Here is a 19,938-nt window from a genome sequence, read left to right as displayed (position 1 = left end):
TTTATGCTTACCTAACCAAAAATGATGTAGACAGTAATTCTTAAAACTAAATGGTCTGGAACCTATGCACAAAAATCTGTTTAAATTTTCTGCGCTATTCTTTGCTGTGGGTATTTTAGGCGGTTGTACAGTAATACCTGGACAAAGCTTATCAACAGGCGGCAAAAATGTCGTTAAGGTGCCAGACAGTGATTATGACCTGGACAAGCTGGTAAACGTTTACCCTATCACTCCGACGTTGGTCGATAGGATGCAGGCACCTCAGGTAATCTCTCGTCCTAATCCTGAATTAAATAATCTTCTCAAAGACTATCAATATCATGTTGGCATCGGTGACATTTTAACCATCACCATTTATGATCACCCAGAGTTAACCACCCCGGCCGGTGGCTACCGTAGTGCAAGTGATACAGGTAACTGGGTTGGGTCTGATGGAACGATATTCTACCCTTATATCGGCAAAGTTCAGGTTGCGGGTCTAACTCTGGAAGAAATACGCGCCGACATTAAAAAGCGTCTATCAACTTATGTTGAAAGCCCACAAATTGATGTAAGCGTTGCTTCTTTCCGATCTCAAAAAGTTTATGTCACTGGCCAAGTGGTTACATCAGGCCAACAGGCTATCACCAATATTCCTCTTACCGTGGTTGATGCAATTAACGCCGCGGGAGGATTGGACAAAGATGCAGACTGGCGTGATGTGGTGCTGACACATAACGGTCATGACGAGCGTCTATCATTGCAAGCGCTTATGCAAAGAGGTGATCTAACCCAAAACCGCCTTCTCTACCCGGGGGATATTCTTTACGTTCCTCGCAATGACGATCTCAAAGTCTTTGTTATGGGACAAGTGACCACTCAAAGCACTCTCAAGATGGACCGTAGCGGCATGACACTGGCCGAAGCGCTGGGCGATGCTGGCGGACTTTCACAGGATCTTGCCGATGCGCAGGGCGTATTTGTTATTCGCGGTATTCAAAATGGTCAGGGCAATGATAAAGGCAAAATTGCCGATATTTATCAGCTTAAAGCCAAAGATGCTTCAGCCATGTTATTGAGCACCAATTTCCAATTGCAGCCATATGATGTCGTCTATGTTACGACAGCTCCAATTGTGCGTTGGAATAACGTAATTAGCAGCATCTTGCCAACAATCACCGGTATTAACAGTATGGCTGAAAGTGCACAATATATTCATAACTGGGATTAACATTAATTCCCCGCAAGACATCCGTTCAGAGTGGGGGTTGTTACTCATCTCTGGCTCAACCTGGATAGATGATGAAATACTTTGTGGCGATACCCACCTATAATGGTGGTGAAGTATGGAAGGAGTCGATAAACAGCATAAAGAAATTTTCCTCTGCGGATCTTTATGTTCAGGTTATTGATTCCGGTAGTAAAGATAGTACTGATTTATTAGCCGAACAGGCTGGGTTCAAGGTTACTCGTATTTCTTCTCAAGAGTTTAATCATGGCGGTACACGAAATGTGTTAGCTGGTTTAGGACCTGAGGACAGCGAAATCGTCATCTTTTTAACTCAAGATGCCATCCTAGAAGAAGGTAGCCTAGAGCAGTTAGTGGCGGTTTTTAAAGATCCGCAAGTTGCCTGTGCCTATGGCCGACAGTTGCCGCACCATGATGCAACGCCAATTGCCAGTCATGCCCGCAGTTTTAACTATCGCGCGCAAAGTCAAGTTTATAGTTTGGCCGATGCTGATCGTGTTGGTCTTAAAACTGTTTTTTCCTCTAACTCATTCGCGGCGTACCGTATTTCCGTATTTAAGGAACTCGGTGGTTTTCCGTCAAATACTATCCTCTGCGAAGATATGTACTTCGCTGCCAAAGCAGTATTAGCCGGCTACAAGGTGGCTTATGTCGCTGATGCGAAAGCCCGACATTCTCATAACTACTCCCCTGTCGAGGAGTTTAAACGCTACTTTGATATTGGCGTATTCCATGGCAAAGAGAAGTGGATTTTTGAGAACTTTGGTGGTGCTGGAGGTGAAGGTAAGAAGTTTATTATTTCTGAGCTGCGCTTTCTGCTCAAACATGGAATTATTTCAATACCTCGGGCGTGCATAAACAATGCAATGAAGATTATCGGATATAAGTTAGGGAAGAATTATAAAACTCTGCCATTCGGTTTGAATCAAAGATTGAGTATGCACAAGCGATATTGGAAATAATTCCCCCCGCTGCTATTACCGTATTTATTGAGGACACAATGAAAATTATCGTAACAGGTGGTGCCGGCTTTATTGGTTCGGCCGTCGTAAGACACATTATTCAGCACACAAAGGATGAAGTGCTGGTTATTGATAACCTTGGCTATGCGGGTAACCTCGCCTCACTGGCGCCAGTAAGCGACGACGCGCGCTATCACTTTGCCCAGGTTGATATTTGTGATGCGGAAGCGGTAAACAAAGTTTTCACCGAATTCCAACCCGATGCAATGATGCATCTGGCAGCAGAAAGTCACGTTGACCGTTCAATCGACGGCCCGGCGGCCTTTGTGCAGACCAACGTTGTAGGCACCTACACCCTGCTCGAAGCAGCGCGCGCCTATTGGACACCGCTGTCTGAAGACAAAAAAGCCGCTTTCCGCTTCCATCATATTTCTACCGATGAAGTGTATGGCGATTTGCACGGTGTTGACGACTTGTTCACCGAAGAAACGCCATATTCTCCGAGCAGCCCGTATTCAGCCACCAAAGCTGCCAGCGACCATTTGGTCAGAGCCTGGAAACGTACCTATGGCTTGCCAACATTGGTGACCAACTGTTCAAACAACTACGGCCCATATCACTTCCCCGAGAAGCTGATCCCGTTAATTATTCTGAACGCACTGTCTGGTAAAGCTCTACCTGTATACGGCAAAGGCGATCAGATCCGCGACTGGCTGTATGTTGAAGACCACGCTCGTGCATTGTACAAAGTTGTTACCGAAGGCGAAGTCGGTGAGACCTACAACATCGGTGGTCACAACGAACGTCAGAATATTGACGTGGTCAACACTATTTGCGACTTACTTGAAGAGCTGGCTCCCGAGAAACCAGAGGGAGTTAAGCAATACCGTGATTTGATTACCTGGGTTGCCGATCGTCCTGGGCATGATAAGCGTTATGCTATCGATGCCAGCAAAATCGACCGCGAATTGGGTTGGAAGCCGGTAGAAACTTTCGAAACAGGTATCCGTAAAACGGTTGAATGGTATCTGAGCAACTTCGAGTGGGTAAATACCATTAAAGCAGGCACCTGGACAGAGCGTCTTGGTCTTTCTAAGTAAAAAATTTAAGGTGACAGCATAATGAAAGGTATCATTCTGGCGGGCGGCTCTGGCACACGCTTATACCCACTTACCCGCGGTGTGTCGAAACAACTGCTCCCAATTTATGATAAACCAATGGTTTATTATCCAATTTCCGTATTGATGCTGGCGGGTATCAAAGACATTCTGATTATTACAACGCCAGAAGATAACGAAGGTTTCGTGCGCCTGTTGGGCGATGGTTCGCAATTCGGCATTAACTTGTCTTATGCTATCCAACCAAGCCCAGACGGCCTGGCTCAGGCATTTATCATCGGTGAAGAGTTTATTGACGGTGAAGCCTGTGCGCTGGTCCTCGGTGATAACATCTTCTTCGGTGAAAGCTTTGGTCGTAAACTCGAGCACGCGGTGCAAAACAACGGTGAAGGTGCAACCGTGTTTGGCTACCAGGTTCTGGACCCGGAACGCTTTGGCGTGGTGGAGTTTGATAAAGAAAATCGTGCTATTTCTATCGAAGAAAAGCCAACCGAGCCTCGTTCTAACTGGGCGGTGACCGGTCTTTACTTCTACGATCATCACGTTGTTGAAATGGCTAAGCAAATCAAACCATCTCATCGCGGCGAGCTGGAAATTACCACGCTAAACCAGATGTATATGGATGCGGGTAAACTTAAAGTCGAGCAGTTGGGTCGCGGATTTGCCTGGTTAGACACCGGCACGCACGACAGCCTGCTTGAGGCTTCCCAGTTCATTCACACTATTGAGAAACGCCAAGGCTTTAAAGTGGCCTGTCTAGAGGAAATTGCTTTCCGTAAAGGTTGGATTTCGCGTGAGCAAGTAGCAGAACAGGCGAAGATTCTGGCTAAAACCGGATATGGCAAATACCTGTCTCAGCTGATTGAAACCAAGGAAATCTAAGATGGAAATCATTGATACTCCCCTTGTTGGTGTCAAAATAATTCAGCCTAAAGTTTTTGGTGACAGCCGTGGCTTCTTTCTGGAAACGTTTGAGAAAAAACGCTACCAGGAGATGCTAAATATCGATTTGGATTTTGTTCAGGATAACCATTCACGTTCGTCCAAAGGCGTATTGCGTGGCCTGCACTTCCAGACCGAGCGCCCACAGGGCAAACTGGTGCGCGTAGTTCGCGGCGAAGTCTACGACGTTGCCGTGGATATTCGACCGGATTCAGCGTCTTACGGTCAATGGTACGGTGTACTGCTGTCGGAAGAAAACAAAACCCAGTTCTGGGTGCCTCCTGGTCTGGCACACGGTTTTGTTGTGCTGTCTGATGTGGCCGATTTTGAATATAAATGTACGGATTACTACGCTCCAGAGCTTGAAGGTTGCCTGCTTTGGAACGATCCACAAGTGGGTATCGAATGGCCAATTGAGGACCCTCTGCTGTCGGCAAAAGACAAGCTAGGTAAGACTTTGCAGGAACTGGTGAAATGAAAATTTTACTCACCGGAGCAAGCGGCCAATTAGGCCGCTGTTTTCAGGATCGCTTACCTGAAGGCTGGCAGCTGCACGCCTTCGGATCAGCTGAGCTTGATATCAGCAACAAATCACAGGTTGAAGAGATTGTCTCCTCTCTGAAACCTGATGCAATTGTTAACGCAGCCGCTTATACCGCCGTCGACAAAGCAGAAAGCGAACCAGAACAGGCCGCAAAAGTTAACACTCAAGGCCCGCAAAATCTGGCTCTGGCCGCTCGTGCTGTGGGTGCAAAACTCGTCCACGTTTCTACCGACTATGTGTTTGATGGTCAGGGCAACCACCCTTATCTTGAAACCGACGCAACAAATCCACTGGGCGTTTACGGTAAAACTAAACTTGACGGTGAAAATGCGGCTTTGGCCGCGCTTCCAGAGGCAGCCGTTGTCCGTACTGCCTGGGTGTTCAGCGAATACGGCAATAACTTCGTCAAAACGATGGTCAAACTTGCAGAGTCGCGTGATGCCCTTGGCATTGTCAGCGACCAGCGCGGTTGTCCAACTTATGCAGGTGATTTAGCCAATGCGCTGATTACTCTGCTTAAAGTTGAAGCATCAGGTGGGATTTATCACTATGGTGGCGATCGTGAGGTTTCGTGGTTCGAGTTTGCCGATAAAATCTTTGATGTCGCTGTCGCTGAAGGAAGACTTGAGAAAAAGCCTGCGCTCACCGCGATGACAACAGAACAATACCCTACTCCGGCAAAGCGTCCAGCTTATTCAGTGCTTGATGGGGAAAAAATAAAATCTTTAGGCGTTGCATTGTCTGATTGGGATGCAGCGTTACAGGATATTATTCGCAAATTTTAATTTAGCCTGAGTTCCATTATTAATTGCATAAATTTACTGATTGCATTGTAATTAAGGAGCTCAGCCTAAAGGTCAAACAGCGTGCTGATGAATGAATTTTCGCCAGCGCGCTAAATAACCTTCTAGCGTTGAGACATCATGAAAAAAATAAACGTTATTCTGGCTACATATAATGGCGCAAAATATGTAACAGAGCAGATTCAATCCATTTTGCTCAACTTTACTCATTTACCCGAGTATCAATGCCGTCTTCTGGTCTCCGATGATAATTCATCAGACGAAACCACCGCAATTATTAACCATTTTAACCAGCTGGACCCGCGAATAGAGCTGTTGGATAATGGCAAAAAAGGCGGAGTACGCGAAAACTTTAATTATCTGATTATGCATACTGAGGCTGATTATACTTTCTTCAGCGATCAGGATGACCTTTGGTTGCCTAACAAAATGCGCCTGTTTATGGATCGTTTTGTCGAGCTTGAGCAACAGCAGCAAGGCCCCATTTTATTACATTCTGACCTGTGCGTAGCAGACAAAAACCTGTCGCCGATGCATGTCTCAATGTTTGATTACCAGAATTTAAATCGCGCTCCCGACTTAGCCCGCCTGATGGTCAATAATTCAGTCACCGGCTGCGTAATGGCCTGCAACCATGAGTTGTTCAGCAAGGCGCGCAATAGCCGCATCGGCGAGTCGATAATGCATGACTGGTATATGGCGATGCTGGCTCAGGCCATAGGTCGTGTCGGCTTTATTGAAAACTCACTGATCCTATATCGTCAGCATGGTAATAACGTGCTTGGTGCGCAATCAGCATCACTGAGTGCAGTTTTAAACGTTTCTTTCAAAACGCGTTTAGTCAAGGCGCGCGCTATTATCAGGCAAACTCGAATTCAGGCTAAGTTATTCCTGGAAGATTTTAGCCCGGCTTTAAAACCGGAAGACAGACAACTATTGTCTGACTATGTCGAGTCATTCGAAAAAGGATTTTTCACCCGTTTTAAACTTTACAGTACGCGCGGTGTACATAAGACAGGGTGGCTTCGTAATGTTTCCTTCTTCGTGTTTTATGTCGTGGGCATTTAATTCCGGCTGTATTTGAGACATATTGCGAAGTAAGCAAAAAATGCAGTTATTCAGTATTTCAAAGATGAATTTCTGCCGGGTAATTAGGGATTAATATGAAGACACTTCTTCAACCTCTGAGAGAAAAAGTACTTACCGGGCAAGACTTTAATGAAAGTCTGAAAGCTGCAGAGATTTATGGTTCCTTGCTGCATATGATCGATATCGGTCAATATGACGATCCGCAAATTGAAATGACGCTGACTAATCGCGCTAATGATACGCTGCCAGCCATCATTGAACCAGAGACTACCAAAGACTGTCTGCATATTATCTCGGAAGCTTTTATCATCGGTGGTCATACCCGATTGATGGAAAAACTCGGAAATATGCATGACATTCCACCTGACTTGCTCATTACTCGACGTGCCGATGCCAAAGCGCGGACGAGATTGAACGATGTCTTTTCGCAAGTATATGAAATTGCTCCCGAGAGCCCTCTCGATGCGGTGGTTAAAATTCGAGATATTTGCAATCGGTATCAACGCATCGTATTGCATATTCATTTCGACGATATTGCGACCGTCGTTGCCTGTGGGCTGATCAAGAAAGTCCGACCACTGAGCGTTTACTTTGTCAATCATGCCGATCACGCTTTCACCTATGGAAGTTCGATCGCTGATTTTTATTTCCAGCTCAGTAGCTATGGTGCACGCCTTGATCTAACTAAAACGATTGCAGGCCAAACTTCTTTCCTCGGCATTCCAGTGGCGGACATCAAACCAGAATCGCAGCCACCGGTGGAAAGCAGCAAGCCTTCGCTGCACTTCTTTAGCTCCGGCTCTGCCATGAAATTCCGGCCTTTTCGTGGCGCAAATATGAGCCCGTTGATTAACCGACTGTTAACTGCATGGCCAGAGGGTATCTTTACTCTGGTTGGCATTAATTTTGCGGGCAATGTTTGGCTATGGCCGCTAAAATTACGCTTTGGAAAACGCCTGCAAATATTACGCCTGCTTCCGTATGATCAATTTATTGCCCGGTCTCGCGAGGCAGATTTTTATGTTGACAGCTATCCTTTCCCGGGCGGAACGGCGTTTGCCGAGCAGGTGTTATCAGGCAAGCGCGGGATCGGATTAACTTCAAATGTTCAGGGTTATTCACCAGCAGATAAGTTAAAACGACAAAGTGTAGAAGAGGTCGTAAATAGCATTAAGAACTATGATGATGAAGGGGCTTATGAAGAAATCCTCATGGTTAACGGCTACAATGAAGTAAAAGCGCGTTATCTTGCCTGTGTTTATGCTGGCGAAAGAAGTTCGCTTGATATGGAGAATCTGGTGCCATGGACCGGTGATACTGACTATCTCAAAGTACGTAAAAGCATATTTATGCCGGTATACCCTTTAGTGATGAGATATGTGTACCACCATCATCGAAAACTATTTTGGGGCATATATTTTAGATTCTCATTTTTTAACAAAGTTTATTTTACCCTAAACACAGGCAAGGCATTAGTAGTAAAAGTTGTGAGATTTTTCAAGAAAAAATAAAAGAGATTTAATATGAATATAAACATTCAATAAGTAGCTAGAATTAAAAAATCGAAGATATCCTAATTGTGCTCAAGCTTGCGCTAAGGGCTATTAAATATCTCAATATGTTATTATATTAAAATAAAAACTTTATCGATAAGTTATGCGGTGTCCTGGTGAATTCGTGACAGTTACAGAATCAGCAGCCCGCGAGCGCTAAATTTCTCTTAACCAGGGATGTCTGTCGAAGCGTACCCGTTTTCATAATGGATACGATGAGAGAACACATTGTTTAATCGATGGTTCTAAAATTGGCTGATGCGGTTCGCTCCGGAGCCTACAAACATAACTAATCATAAGGTTAGAGGCGTTATTATGAATTTATTTACACACATTGATGAAACAGAATCTTTGCAACCGCCACAGCATTCGGTGATTGATCTGGTAACCTTCACCGACGATCGCGGCTGTTTAGTCAGCGTGGAGTCTATGAATCAGGTTCCTTTCGATATTAAAAGACTGTTTTACATTTTCAACACTAACACGAATCAAAATCGTGGATTTCACGCACACCGTAATGATAAGCAATTCCTGATTTGCCTGGTCGGCAAGCTGCGAGTTCGTTTAAATGATGGCAAAAAAATCAGCGATCACTGGTTGGACAGTCCGTCAAAAGGCTTACTGGTTAACAACATGACCTGGATCGAAATGCATGATTTTAGTAAAGATTGTGCCTTGATCGTGCTGGCCAGCGAGAAGTACGATAAATCAGACTACATTCATGACCTCGAGTTGTTCACTACGGAGGCGAATGCTTACAATGAGTGAAGTTTACTACGGTAAAACCATTCTACTTAGGCCTGTTGAAGTCAGTGACTATGAGTTCGTTCATAGCTTACGGGTAGCTCCAAAGAGCGTTCAGTTTCTTACCCCGGTGGATAACGATCCGCTGCAACAGAAAGCCTGGCTGCAAGAATATAAAAAGCGTGAAGCCGCCGGTACTGAATTTTACTGCATTATTCAACGACTGGATAATGAGCAGCCTGTAGGGTCTCTTCGTGCTTACAACATGGACCACGAAGCCAGTATCGTCAATGCTGGCAGCTGGATCCTGAATGACAACAAAACGCTGACTTCGGCTATCGAAAGCATTCTGTTAATGGTTGATCTTTTGAACGACATGGGGTTCAAAAGCATCATTATTGATGCTCGCAAAGACAACAAACCGGCCCTGCGTTTTATTAAAAAGATATCTCAACGCTTTCACAGCGAAGACGAAACCAATGAATTCTATGTCATTGATGTCGCAGTAATGCGTGCAACTTTCTACAAAGACAATGCACACTATATTTCGCATGTTGCCCTTCAAAAGGATGCGTAAATGATTAATTTCCTCAATCTCAAGCAAATTAATACGCCGTACGCTGGTGAGTTAAAAGAAGCCGCTGCACGCGTCATTGATTCCGGTTACTACATACTTGGACCGGAAGTTCGCAGTTTTGAGCAACAGTTTGCCGAGTTTTGCGGGGTAAAATCGTGTATTGGCTTGGCATCCGGTCTGGACGCGCTGGTTCTAATTCTACGTGCGTGGAAATTATTAGGAAAGTTGAAAGACGGTGATGAAGTGATCATTCAGGCCAATGCTTATATTGCCTGCGTGCTTGCGATTACTGAAAACAATCTCAAGCCGGTGTTTGTTGAGCCGGATGCAGAGAGCTATAACATTGACGTAAGCAGAATTCGTGATGCTATTACTCCCGCAACGCGCGTTATCATGCCGGTTCATTTATACGGTTTGTAGTGGTCAACAAAAACTGGCCACCGCGTTAGAGTTTTTCCAGTATCGGTTTTCCGATTCGTTTGGTGGTAACCCACCATTATATTCGTGCGGTCTTAGTACACTGTAATATCCAACGATATAGTCCGTTATGGCGTGAGCTGCATCGCTGAAGCTTACGTAACCCGTCACCGGCACCCATTCGTTCTTCAGACTCCTGAAGAAGCGCTCCATTGGGCTGTTATCCCAGCAGTTTCCGCGCCGGCTCATACTCTGTCTGATCCTGTATCGCCACAGTAACTGCCGGAACTGCCTGCTTGTATAATGACTACCCTGGTCGCTGTGGAACATCACCCCGACGGGCTTACCGCGAGTTTCCCATGCCATTTCCAGCGCTTTCATGGTGAGTCTGCTGTCCGGCGAGAACGACATTGCCCAACCCACTGGTTTTCTTGCGAACAGGTCGAGAACAACGGCGAGGTACGCCCAGCGTTTACCTGTCCAGATATAGGTCACATCACCGCACCACACCTGGTTGGGCTCCGTTACGGCGAACTGTCGCTCAAGATGGTTCGGGATAGCAACGTGCTCATGACCGCCACGTTTATACCGGTGAGTCGGCTGCTGGCAACTGACCAGTCCCAGCTCTTTCATGAGCCTGCCAGCAAGCCAGCGCCCCATCTGGTAGCCTCTCTGGGTTGCCATTGTGGCGATGCTTCTTGCTCCGGCCGAACCGTGGCTGATGCCATGCAGCTCAAGTACCTGACTGCGTAATATAGCCCGTCTGCCGTCTGGCTTTTCAGGACGGTTTTTCCAGTATTTGTAGCTGCTGCGATGAACCCCGAACACATGGCAGAGTGTGGCCACAGGATAACGCGCCCTGAGTTTCCCGATTATCGAGAACTGTTCAGGGAGTCTGACATCAAGAGCGCGGTAGCCTTTTTTAATATTTCATTTTCCATTTCAATACGTTGCATCTTCTTCCTGAGCTCACGTATTTCGATTTGTTCCGGCGTTATCGGGGAAGCTTTTGGCGTTTTGCCCTGACGCTCATCACGCAGTTGTTTGACCCATTTCGTCATCGTGGAAAGACCTACATCCATAGCCTTAGCGGCATCAGAGACGGTGTAGTTTTGATCGACAACCAGCTGAGCAGATTCGCGTTTGAATTCAGGACTAAAATTTCTTCTTTTCATTGGAGCACCTGTGTTGTTCTGAGGTGAGCATATCACCTCTGTTCAGGTGGCCAAATTCAGTAAACCACTTCAGTTATGCTTCGCCGATGCCAGAAATCATGCAAATCGCTGGTGAAAATAATCTGCTGGTTTTGGAAGACTGCTCCCAGTCACACGGTGCCAGTATCGATGGCAAGCGCGTCGGCTATTGGGGCGATGCTTCCGCATTTAGCTTCTATCCGAGTAAAAACCTGGGTGCATTAGGTGATTCCGGTGCTGCAACCACCAATGACGAAGAATTGGACGCCGCTCTGCGCGCTTTGCGTAATTATGGTTCGAAAGAACGTTATTACAATCTTTATCAAGGGGTTAATAGCCGTCTAAGCGAGATGCAGGCCGCATTGTTAAGCGTCAAACTCAAGCATTTCTGGCCTGAAGTCGAATGCCGTCGTTCCGTTGCAGAGCGTTATCTCGCAGGAATTAAAAATCCGCTGATTGCTCTACCTCTGGTTGCCAGCCGTGAGCAGCATACCTGGCATCTGTTTGTGGTTCGTAGCAAACACCGTGACGCGCTGAAGAAATATCTGCATGACCAAGGGATTGAATCGTTGATCCACTATCCTTTGCCTCCATACAAACAGCCGGCATATGCAGAGATGAACCATTTGAGTTTCCCGCTCAACGAAGCCATTCACAATCAGATTTTAAGTTTACCTGCCGACCCTTCGCTGTCAGAGGCGGATGTTCAACTCATTATCGATGCCTGTAATAAGTTCGAAGGTTAACTCCTCGCCTCCTGTCCCCCCACTTCAGGGTGGGGCGACAAGCTTGCAGTGCTCATTAGCACTGCTTTTTTGTTTAATAGCTAGACCACACAGATTGAACGTTAACGATGAAACGATACATAGCGAAACTGTTCAGCAGCGCTTTTTTAAGAAATATATCTTGGAACTTCCTGGGTTATGCTCTGCCGGTGCTTGTCGCTATAGTCATGATCCCGGTGTTACTGAGGCATACCGGCCTTGAGCGCTTTGGGGTTCTTTCGCTGATAATTGTCATCATCGGCTCAGTCACCATTTTTGACTTTGGTATTACCCGCTCCGTTACCAACTCGGTGAGAAAATATCTCGACGAGAAGAATGACGTGGCAATCTTAACGGTGATTAAAACCGGCTGGTACATCATCACCGGGGTTATCCTGATTATCTCCGTACTTTTTTGGGTTGAAAGCCAGTGGATTGCAGTCCATTTGTTCCACGTATCAACCGATGAGATTCGTCAGGAAACCGCTGGCAGCATGCGTATTATCGCTATCAGTTTACCTTTCGTTATTGCTCAAACCGTTTTTGTTGGTGTGATGGAGGCGTTTGGCGCTTTCAAAAAAATCAGTATCGGGAAAGCTCCTTTCTCAATATTGATGTATTTAGCACCGGTTATTATTTCGTTCTACACGCCGAGTCTGTTTTACCTCACACTGTCCCTGTGCCTGCTGCGCTGCATCATGGCGGTGGTGTTTTATATGATGATGACCAGTGAAATTCGAAAAATCACATCAATTAAACTCCTGAGCGTAAAGCTGAATAAAGCGATTACCACTGAGCTGGTCAAATATGGCGGCTGGATATCAGTGGGCAATATTATTGCGCCAATTATTCTCTATATTGACCGTTTCTTTGTTGCCTCGATTGTCGGCGCCACCATGTTTGCCTACTACACCACGCCTTACGATGTGGTTTCGCGTGTTGCTATTGTAACGGTCAGTGCCTGCGGTGTGCTGTTCCCGGTACTGGTTTCTAAAATCGCTACCGACGTTCGCGCCGCAAACAGTTACTTTAATAAAGTGTTACTGGGGATTTTTGTCGTGCTGGTAGGGCCTGCAATAGCCGGGATATTCCTTTCAAAATGGTTCCTGAGCGTTTGGATAAGTCCTGATTTCGCCGCACATTCTTGGGTTATCTTCTCGCTGTTCCTGATTGGCTATCTGATGCACGGTTTGGTGCAACCGGCGTTTATCTGGATTCAGGCCTGCGGCAAGCCGTGGATTATGGCCGTCAGCATGATTGTCGATTTGATTTTGTATGTGATTTATCTGCCTTGGATGACACATCATTACGGCATTCTTGGTGCGGCTATCGCGTGGAACATTCGCGTCGCGCTAGGACTGGTGGTGCTGCATACCATGCGTTACATGCTGTATCGCCGAGAGTTGAAACGTCACCGAATAATCAAACCCGCAGTTGAAACACCGCTGAGCGAGTAATTGCTGTCACTGATTCATTCAGCTTAAAAAGTAAAAAAGCAGGTTGCCGATTCATTCGCCAACCTGCTTTTTTTATCGTAACGTGTTGCAGCGAAAGGCTATTTGTCGCCGAAATGGATCACGGTACGGATTGATTTGCCTTCATGCATCAGGTCAAAGGCTTCGTTGATGCTTTCCAGCGGCAGCTTGTGAGTGATGAAGGGATCGAGTTTAATTTTACCCGCCATTGCATCCTCTACCATCCCCGGCAACTGGGAGCGACCTTTAACGCCACCAAACGCCGAACCTCGCCACACGCGACCGGTCACCAGCTGGAATGGACGGGTTTTGATTTCCTGACCCGCACCTGCAACGCCGATGATTACGCTCTCGCCCCAGCCTTTATGGCAACACTCCAGCGCGGCACGCATCACGTTAACATTGCCGATACATTCGAAGCTGAACTCCACGCCGCCGTCAGTCATCTCAACAATCACGTCCTGAATCGGTTTGTCGAAATCGTTAGGGTTGATGCAGTCTGTTGCGCCCATTTCACGCGCCAGCGCAAATTTGCCTGAGTTAGTGTCGATGGCAATAATACGGCCCGCTTTCGCCTGCACTGCGCCCTGAATAGCCGCCAAACCAATACCACCCAGCCCAAAAATAGCGACGTTGTCGCCCTCTTTCACTTTTGCAGTGTTGTGTATAGCGCCGATACCCGTTGTCACGCCGCAGCCCAGCAGGCAAACTTTTTCCAATGGCGCTTCAGGATTGACTTTGGCCAATGAAATTTCGGCGACCACAGTGTACTCGCTGAAAGTACTGGTGCCCATGTAGTGATAAATTGGCTCGCCGTTGTAAGAAAAACGCGTGGTGCCGTCTGGCATCAGGCCTTTACCCTGTGTGGCACGTACGGCCTGGCAGAGGTTGGTTTTACCTGATTTACAGAATTTGCATTCGCCACATTCTGCAGTGTAAAGAGGTATAACGTGATCGCCCGGTTGCAGTGTAGTCACGCCCTCGCCCACTTCAACCACAATACCACCGCCTTCATGACCCAGCACTGCCGGGAACACGCCTTCGGGATCATCGCCGGAAAGGGTAAAGGCATCAGTATGGCAAACCCCGGTATGGGTGATTTTTACCAGTACTTCACCTTTTTTAGGTGGTGCAACATCGATTTCGACAATTTCAAGAGGCTTGCCGGGACCAAAGGCTACAGCTGCACGAGATTTCATAACGCTTCCTAATCGGTAAATAACAGGTGGCATTGCCGTCTGACGACGGTCAAGACTATTTTAAATATGAGCGGATGAATCCTGAGATATCATCGGTACACTGGGCTCGGTCCTTGAGCGAAGGTTCATCGGTTAACAGGATGTCCTTCATATGGATTTCCATCATTTCGGCCATCAGGCCGTTTGCTGCCCCGCGAATAGCGGCAATTTGTTGCAGCATCGCCACGCAAGGAACATCGCTGCCCAACGCTCTCTCCAGCGCCTCAACTTGCCCGGCAATGCGTCGGATTCGGGTTAAGACTTTTTTCTTGTCTTCTGCTGAGTTTGGCATTTAAGGCGTCCTCCATACTATAGGGGGGTATAGTATATCTGTAGAAATGAGATGGCAATAATCAGGGCCGATTAAGTGATTATTATGGCGATCGCTAAGCCCAGACAGGATCGAGAAGATTTAAAATATTTCGTTCTCCAAGAATATCCTGCGTCAGTGACAAATCAATATCACCCGTTATCTGATCCATGATCCATTTACCCACCATGCGTAATCCATCTTCGTCCCCTTTAAGGCCGAGTGCAGTCAGCCGAGCACTCACTCTTTCATCATAGTCGCTGTTTAGCATCTGGTATTTTTTCGCATCCGCCGAGGAAAATTTTATTGGGTCTATCCGCCGAGCCACTTCCTGCCACGCTGACCATTGCGCGTACCAACGAGCAAACTCAGTATTTTCTTCCTTTTTTACCTGGTCTACCGCAACCAACAGTTCGTTATGACTGACATGAGAGCAGGCAAAAAATAACATGTCATAAGTTACCGTGCTAAGTTGCAACATCTCTTTCAGCTTCACTTGATAGGCCAAAAAAATTTCAACCTCATCAATGTGCGGAAAATTGTCGCGGCGTAATTGTTGCAGTTTTTCTGCTGCAATCTGTTCAAGTTTATCAAGTCGAAACATCTCACGCCCCAACGAAACCACGGCAGGCAAATTATTGTCCAGTTTCCCCGAGCTGACATTATCCATCGCCAGTGCCCGACACATTTGGCTGTAGCTCAACGCAACGCGATCCTCGCAACTTTCGGTGGCCTCTTTCGCAATGACAAAAGTCATGCTGCGTAGATAAGGGTTTTCAGCCAACTCGGCAAGCCATGTCATAACGTGGCATTTAAAATCTGCATTGTTTCTGGCGCTTTCCGTTCTGCCTAAACGGCGTAGGAATTGTTTAAAAGCTTTTGCATTATCTTCTTTTTCAAAGCTTTCCCATATTCTAAAACTTCCGTGCCGTGCAACCTCTGGTAACCAGCAGCCAATTTCATCATATAGCGTTCTGAGCCCAGGCGTGGGATAGACAACAGTATCGTAATTCAGTGTCGTGCCTTGATAGGCGGGATCTTGTTCCAGATTTCGTAATAGCTGATAACTTTGATAGGTAAGAGGGTTTTTTCGTAAAAAAATAAAGCAGCTTGACGGCAAAAAACCCAGATTCTCCGGCAGGTTAGATAACTGGTTGTCGTTACAATTGAGCATCTGCAACATAACCGGATAGACGGCCTGAATATTTACCAGACGATTATTGTTGGCTTTAATAACCGTCAACGACGCGGGAAATTGCTCCGGCAATGAACGCAAAAGATTATGACTTACCAATAAAGACCGCAGATTTTCCGGCAGCTTCTCGGGCAGTTGATTGATATTATTGTTACTCAAATCTATATGCCGTAACTGCAAAGGCAAAATAGCGGGCAGCGTGTGAATCTGATTAAATTTAGCCAGTAATGTTTTTAAATCTGAGGGTAAACTCGTCAGCATTGTCAGGCGGTTATTGCTGATTTTTAGATAATTTAATTTTGGTGGCCAGGTTTGAGGCAAAGTCTCGATTTTATTATTATTGGCAAAGAGCTTGACGATCTTGGGAGGCAATATTGGTGGAAGTTCAGACAGGCCAAGCGCGCTTAAGTCCAGTTCAATCGAGCCTCTCTGTATACAGTCTTCCAACCTGCGAATGGCTAATTCCCGATGCTCTCCGCTGCCACCTAAAGCATTCTTGCCCCACTCTTTCCAAACTGCAGAATAATCCAGCATAGTTTTGCAGTTATTGGCTTTCGAAGAACACTCGGCCTGAAAGCATTCAAGCGCAGAACCTTGAGGAGATATTTGATTATTAAGTTGACGAGAAGGGGCTAACATAATGCTTCACTATCCTTGTATTTAGCGAGGTCAGATTTTTATCTGCTGATCTCTATTGGGCAACAAGGCAGTATGCGCGGCGGGGGAAACATATTATTTCAGAATTCGATTATTTTATTGGCTGAGCGCCATTTTTGAAACAGAGGCGTGAAGATTACCGAGGGTGCAGAAATAATTTAATGTCTCAAAAACTCAATCGTATACGCTGTTATAAAAAGTACAAAACCGAGGATATCGGTGGCAGCAGGATCAATATATAATTTCGCAATGAGAACCACTGCCGCGGCCTATTCGAGCATTTTTAGCGCCGCTGATACCACCGCCTGCATATCTTCGCGGCTGCGGCCAGTCTTGCCAATGACGCGCATACCCTGTGTCACGCTGAGCAACGCCCTGCCCAACACTTGCTCGTCGGCCGTGGCCATAATTGAGCCATCTTGCTTGCCTGCCGCGATGAGTCCGCTCAACATTTTCTCACTGTTGGCCAAACTAACCCGCACCTTTTGGGCAATCTCTTCGTCAAAGGTCGCCAATTCGGTCGCGCCGTTAACGACTAGACAACCCAAAATACCCTGAGCACCCTGCGCCGATTCGGCATAAAACATTAGCGCGGCCTCAAGCTGTGCGCGTCCGGTTACCGCTGATGAGATAGCCTGGGCTAACTGGGCGTTACGCACCCATTTATATCGGTCAAACGCGGCAATGAAAATCGCTCGTTTGTCTTTGAAAGCTTTATACACGCTGCCCGCGGCCAGTTCCATTGCCTGAGTTAAATCATTAATTGAGCTGGCGTGATATCCCCGCTCGGAGAACACCAGAATCGCCTTGTCCAGTGCCTGATCCATGTCGAATTCGCGCGGCCTGCCGCGAGATCGGGTAACATTATTTTTTAGGTTGGCAACAGTGTTTTCATTCATAGGCTGAATATAGGGAATGGGGATTTTCTAATCAAGGATTATCTCGAGCCGAAGGGTGACAAAGCCTTGTAAAAAAGCCCCGAATTGCTGCGGGGCCTGCATTACATTATTTATTGGCGCGTGCCGCGATGATGTCATCGGCGACGTTACGGGGTGCTTCTGCGTAATGATGGAATTCCATGGTGTAAGTTGCACGGCCCTGTGACATTGACCGCAACACGGTGGAATAACCAAACATTTCCGACAGCGGTACTTCGGCTTTAATCAGTTTGCCGCCTCCGCCGAGAATCTCCTCCATACCCTGCACCGTTCCGCGCCGTGAAGACAGATCGCCCATCACGCTGCCCGCGTAGTCTTCCGGTGTTTCCACCTCAACGCGCATCATCGGTTCGAGGATAACTGGGCTGGCTAATCTGGCGGCTTCTTTGAAGCCAAAAATCGCCGCCATCTTGAATGCCATTTCCGATGAATCCACTTCGTGATAAGAACCGAAAGTCAGCGTGACTTTTACGTCAACCACTGGATATCCGGCCAGAGTCCCGCTACCAAGGGCTTCAACAACCCCTTTCTCCACTGCCGGAATAAACTCGCGCGGCACGACACCGCCCTTGGTGGCATCGACAAACGCAAATCCTTTACCGGATTCCTGCGGCTCCAGCGTAAACACCACGTGACCATACTGGCCTTTACCCCCAGACTGACGCACAAATTTCCCATCTACGTCGTCAACTTTCTTGCGCACCGTCTCTCGATAGGTGACCTGAGGTTTACCGATATTCGCCTCAACGCCAAACTCACGTTTCATACGGTCAACAATGATCTCCAGATGCAGCTCGCCCATCCCGGAAATAATGGTTTGCCCGGACTCCTCGTCAGTGCGAATGCGGAACGACGGATCTTCCGACGCCAGCCGCTGTAGTGCGATACCCATTTTTTCCTGATCGGCCTTGGTTTTCGGCTCGATAGCCTGCGATATCACCGGCTCGGGAAATTCCATGCGTACCAGCGTTATCACCGCGTTCGGATCAGACAACGTCTCGCCGGTAGTGACTTCCTTAAGTCCGACGCAGGCGGCAATATCACCGGCTCGGATCTCGTCCACCTCGTGGCGCTGATTGGCATGCATCTGCACGATACGCCCGATGCGTTCTTTCTTGCCACGAATCGGGTTATACACGCTGTCACCCTTGGACAGCACGCCCGAATACACTCGAACGAAAGTCAGCTGGCCAACATAGGGGTCAGTCATCAGTTTGAAAGCCAGCGCCGAGAATTTCTCGCCGTCATCGGCCTCGCGATGCACCTCATTGCCGTCTTCATCTGTTCCCACGACGGGCGGAATATCCAGCGGCGAAGGCATCAGTTCGACCACCGCGTCGAGCATACGCTGCACGCCTTTATTCTTAAAGGCACTGCCGCACAGCATCGGCTGGATCTCGCCGGCAATGGTGCGCTGACGCAGACCGTAAGTGATCTCTTCCTCACTCAATTCTCCTCCTTCAAGATACTTGGTCATCAGCTCGTCGGAAACCTCAGCCGCGGCTTCAACCATCTTGCCACGCCACTCTTCGGCAAGCGACTGCAGCTCGGCCGGGATCGGTGCGTAGCTGAATGTCATGCCCTGTGTGGCATCATCCCAAAGAATGGCGCGCATTTTGCGCAAATCCACCACGCCGGTGAAATGCTCTTCACTGCCGATTGGAATAACGATCGGCACCGGATTAGCCTTGAGACGGTCGATCATCATCTGCCGCACGCGGAAGAAATCTGCGCCAGGACGGTCCATCTTGTTGACGAACGCCAAACGCGGCACTTTATATTTGTTCGCCTGACGCCACACCGTTTCGGACTGCGGCTGTACGCCACCGACCGAGTCATAAACCATCACCGCACCATCAAGCACTCGCATCGAACGTTCCACTTCAATGGTGAAATCGACGTGCCCCGGTGTGTCGATAATATTAATGCGGTGCTCTTCAAGAGAGTGGTCCATTCCGCGCCAGAAACAGGTCACCGCCGCCGAGGTAATAGTGATGCCACGCTCTTGCTCCTGCTCCATCCAGTCCGTAGTTGCTCCACCGTCGTGCACTTCGCCTAATTTATGGTTCATGCCGGTGTAGAACAGGATGCGCTCGGTGGTGGTCGTTTTACCGGCGTCGATGTGTGCTGAGATACCGATATTGCGGTAGCGCTCAATGGGAGTTTTGCGAGCCATATAATATCCTTAGTG

The 19,938-nt window shown here is 47.4% G+C and carries 18 protein-coding genes and 1 pseudogene; 13 read left to right on the top strand and 6 right to left on the bottom strand.

Annotation, left to right across the window (positions count from 1 at the left end; translation table 11 throughout):
* The first annotated feature begins 64 nt into the window (after nt 1–64).
* The 11 genes and pseudogenes from AB3G37_RS09920 to AB3G37_RS09870 all read left to right on the top strand — a co-directional run.
* Nucleotides 65–1,210, top strand: a complete 1,146-nt coding sequence (locus AB3G37_RS09920; RefSeq protein ID WP_369790538.1) for a polysaccharide export protein — start codon at nt 65–67, stop codon at nt 1,208–1,210.
* A gap of 71 nt (nt 1,211–1,281) precedes the next feature.
* Entirely contained in the window at nt 1,282–2,190 is a 909-nt protein-coding gene (locus tag AB3G37_RS09915; protein WP_369790929.1) for a glycosyltransferase family 2 protein, read from the top strand.
* Between the two features lie 38 nt (nt 2,191–2,228).
* Nucleotides 2,229–3,290: a dTDP-glucose 4,6-dehydratase gene (gene rfbB, locus AB3G37_RS09910; RefSeq protein WP_369790537.1), complete on the top strand. Its 1,062-nt coding sequence runs from the start codon at nt 2,229–2,231 to the stop codon at nt 3,288–3,290.
* Between the two features lie 21 nt (nt 3,291–3,311).
* Nucleotides 3,312–4,190 (top strand): glucose-1-phosphate thymidylyltransferase RfbA, encoded by an 879-nt coding sequence (rfbA, locus tag AB3G37_RS09905; protein WP_009634972.1) that lies wholly within the window; start codon nt 3,312–3,314, stop codon nt 4,188–4,190.
* 1 nt (nt 4,191) lies between these two features.
* Nucleotides 4,192–4,728 carry a dTDP-4-dehydrorhamnose 3,5-epimerase gene (rfbC, locus tag AB3G37_RS09900; RefSeq protein WP_009634973.1) on the top strand — a complete coding sequence of 179 codons (537 nt, stop codon included), beginning with the start codon at nt 4,192–4,194 and terminating at the stop codon, nt 4,726–4,728.
* Nucleotides 4,725–5,579: a dTDP-4-dehydrorhamnose reductase gene (gene rfbD / locus AB3G37_RS09895; RefSeq protein ID WP_369790536.1), complete on the top strand. Its 855-nt coding sequence runs from the start codon at nt 4,725–4,727 to the stop codon at nt 5,577–5,579. The genes rfbC and rfbD overlap by 4 nt, the downstream gene beginning before the upstream one ends.
* Nucleotides 5,580–5,717: 138 nt before the next feature.
* Nucleotides 5,718–6,665: a glycosyltransferase family 2 protein gene (locus tag AB3G37_RS09890; RefSeq protein ID WP_369790535.1), complete on the top strand. Its 948-nt coding sequence runs from the start codon at nt 5,718–5,720 to the stop codon at nt 6,663–6,665.
* Nucleotides 6,666–6,760: 95 nt separating this feature from the next.
* Nucleotides 6,761–8,197, top strand: a complete 1,437-nt coding sequence (locus AB3G37_RS09885; protein WP_369790534.1) for a group 1 glycosyl transferase — start codon at nt 6,761–6,763, stop codon at nt 8,195–8,197.
* 357 nt (nt 8,198–8,554) lie between these two features.
* Complete coding sequence (locus AB3G37_RS09880) at nt 8,555–9,007, top strand: FdtA/QdtA family cupin domain-containing protein (RefSeq protein ID WP_009634977.1); 453 nt, start codon at nt 8,555–8,557, stop codon at nt 9,005–9,007.
* Nucleotides 9,000–9,560 carry a GNAT family N-acetyltransferase gene (locus AB3G37_RS09875; RefSeq protein ID WP_369790533.1) on the top strand — a complete coding sequence of 187 codons (561 nt, stop codon included), beginning with the start codon at nt 9,000–9,002 and terminating at the stop codon, nt 9,558–9,560. The genes AB3G37_RS09880 and AB3G37_RS09875 overlap by 8 nt, the downstream gene beginning before the upstream one ends.
* Nucleotides 9,561–9,974, top strand: a pseudogene (locus AB3G37_RS09870) (DegT/DnrJ/EryC1/StrS family aminotransferase); the annotation flags it as partial.
* A 9-nt stretch (nt 9,975–9,983) separates the two neighbouring features.
* On the opposite strand, the gene AB3G37_RS09865 reads toward AB3G37_RS09870, so the two are convergent.
* Nucleotides 9,984–11,152 (bottom strand): IS3 family transposase gene (locus tag AB3G37_RS09865; protein WP_369788052.1). Its coding sequence is split into 2 segments (ribosomal slippage): nt 9,984–10,903 and nt 10,903–11,152, totalling 1,170 coding nucleotides; the frame shifts between segments, so codons are not numbered across the junction.
* An 86-nt stretch (nt 11,153–11,238) separates the two neighbouring features.
* Here AB3G37_RS09865 and AB3G37_RS09860 point away from each other — a divergent pair.
* Nucleotides 11,239–11,916 (top strand): DegT/DnrJ/EryC1/StrS family aminotransferase, encoded by a 678-nt coding sequence (locus AB3G37_RS09860; protein WP_369790532.1) that lies wholly within the window; start codon nt 11,239–11,241, stop codon nt 11,914–11,916.
* 107 nt (nt 11,917–12,023) lie between these two features.
* On the top strand, nt 12,024–13,391 hold the full coding sequence (locus AB3G37_RS09855) for an oligosaccharide flippase family protein (protein WP_369790531.1): 1,368 nt from the start codon (nt 12,024–12,026) through the stop codon (nt 13,389–13,391).
* Nucleotides 13,392–13,489: 98 nt separating this feature from the next.
* Here the strand turns inward: AB3G37_RS09855 and AB3G37_RS09850 are convergent, their stop codons facing one another.
* The 5 genes from AB3G37_RS09850 to fusA form a co-directional block, all read right to left on the bottom strand.
* Nucleotides 13,490–14,608 carry an S-(hydroxymethyl)glutathione dehydrogenase/class III alcohol dehydrogenase gene (locus tag AB3G37_RS09850; RefSeq protein ID WP_369790530.1) on the bottom strand — a complete coding sequence of 373 codons (1,119 nt, stop codon included), beginning with the start codon at nt 14,606–14,608 and terminating at the stop codon, nt 13,490–13,492.
* Between the two features lie 55 nt (nt 14,609–14,663).
* Nucleotides 14,664–14,939: a metal/formaldehyde-sensitive transcriptional repressor gene (locus tag AB3G37_RS09845; RefSeq protein WP_369790529.1), complete on the bottom strand. Its 276-nt coding sequence runs from the start codon at nt 14,937–14,939 to the stop codon at nt 14,664–14,666.
* A 94-nt stretch (nt 14,940–15,033) separates the two neighbouring features.
* On the bottom strand, nt 15,034–16,791 hold the full coding sequence (locus tag AB3G37_RS09840; RefSeq protein WP_369790528.1) for an NEL-type E3 ubiquitin ligase domain-containing protein: 1,758 nt from the start codon (nt 16,789–16,791) through the stop codon (nt 15,034–15,036).
* A 287-nt stretch (nt 16,792–17,078) separates the two neighbouring features.
* Nucleotides 17,079–17,636, bottom strand: a complete 558-nt coding sequence (locus AB3G37_RS09835; protein ID WP_369790527.1) for a TetR/AcrR family transcriptional regulator — start codon at nt 17,634–17,636, stop codon at nt 17,079–17,081.
* Between the two features lie 178 nt (nt 17,637–17,814).
* The gene (gene fusA / locus AB3G37_RS09830) at nt 17,815–19,923 is read right to left on the bottom strand and encodes an elongation factor G (RefSeq protein ID WP_369790526.1); all 2,109 of its coding nucleotides are present in this window, start codon (nt 19,921–19,923) and stop codon (nt 17,815–17,817) included.
* Nucleotides 19,924–19,938: the final 15 nt, after the last annotated feature.

Source organism: Rouxiella sp. WC2420, from assembly GCF_041200025.1.
Taxonomy (GTDB): Bacteria; Pseudomonadota; Gammaproteobacteria; order Enterobacterales; family Enterobacteriaceae; genus Rouxiella.
Note: the sequence above shows the minus strand (reverse complement) of the source record. Positions and strands in the feature narration are given on the sequence as shown.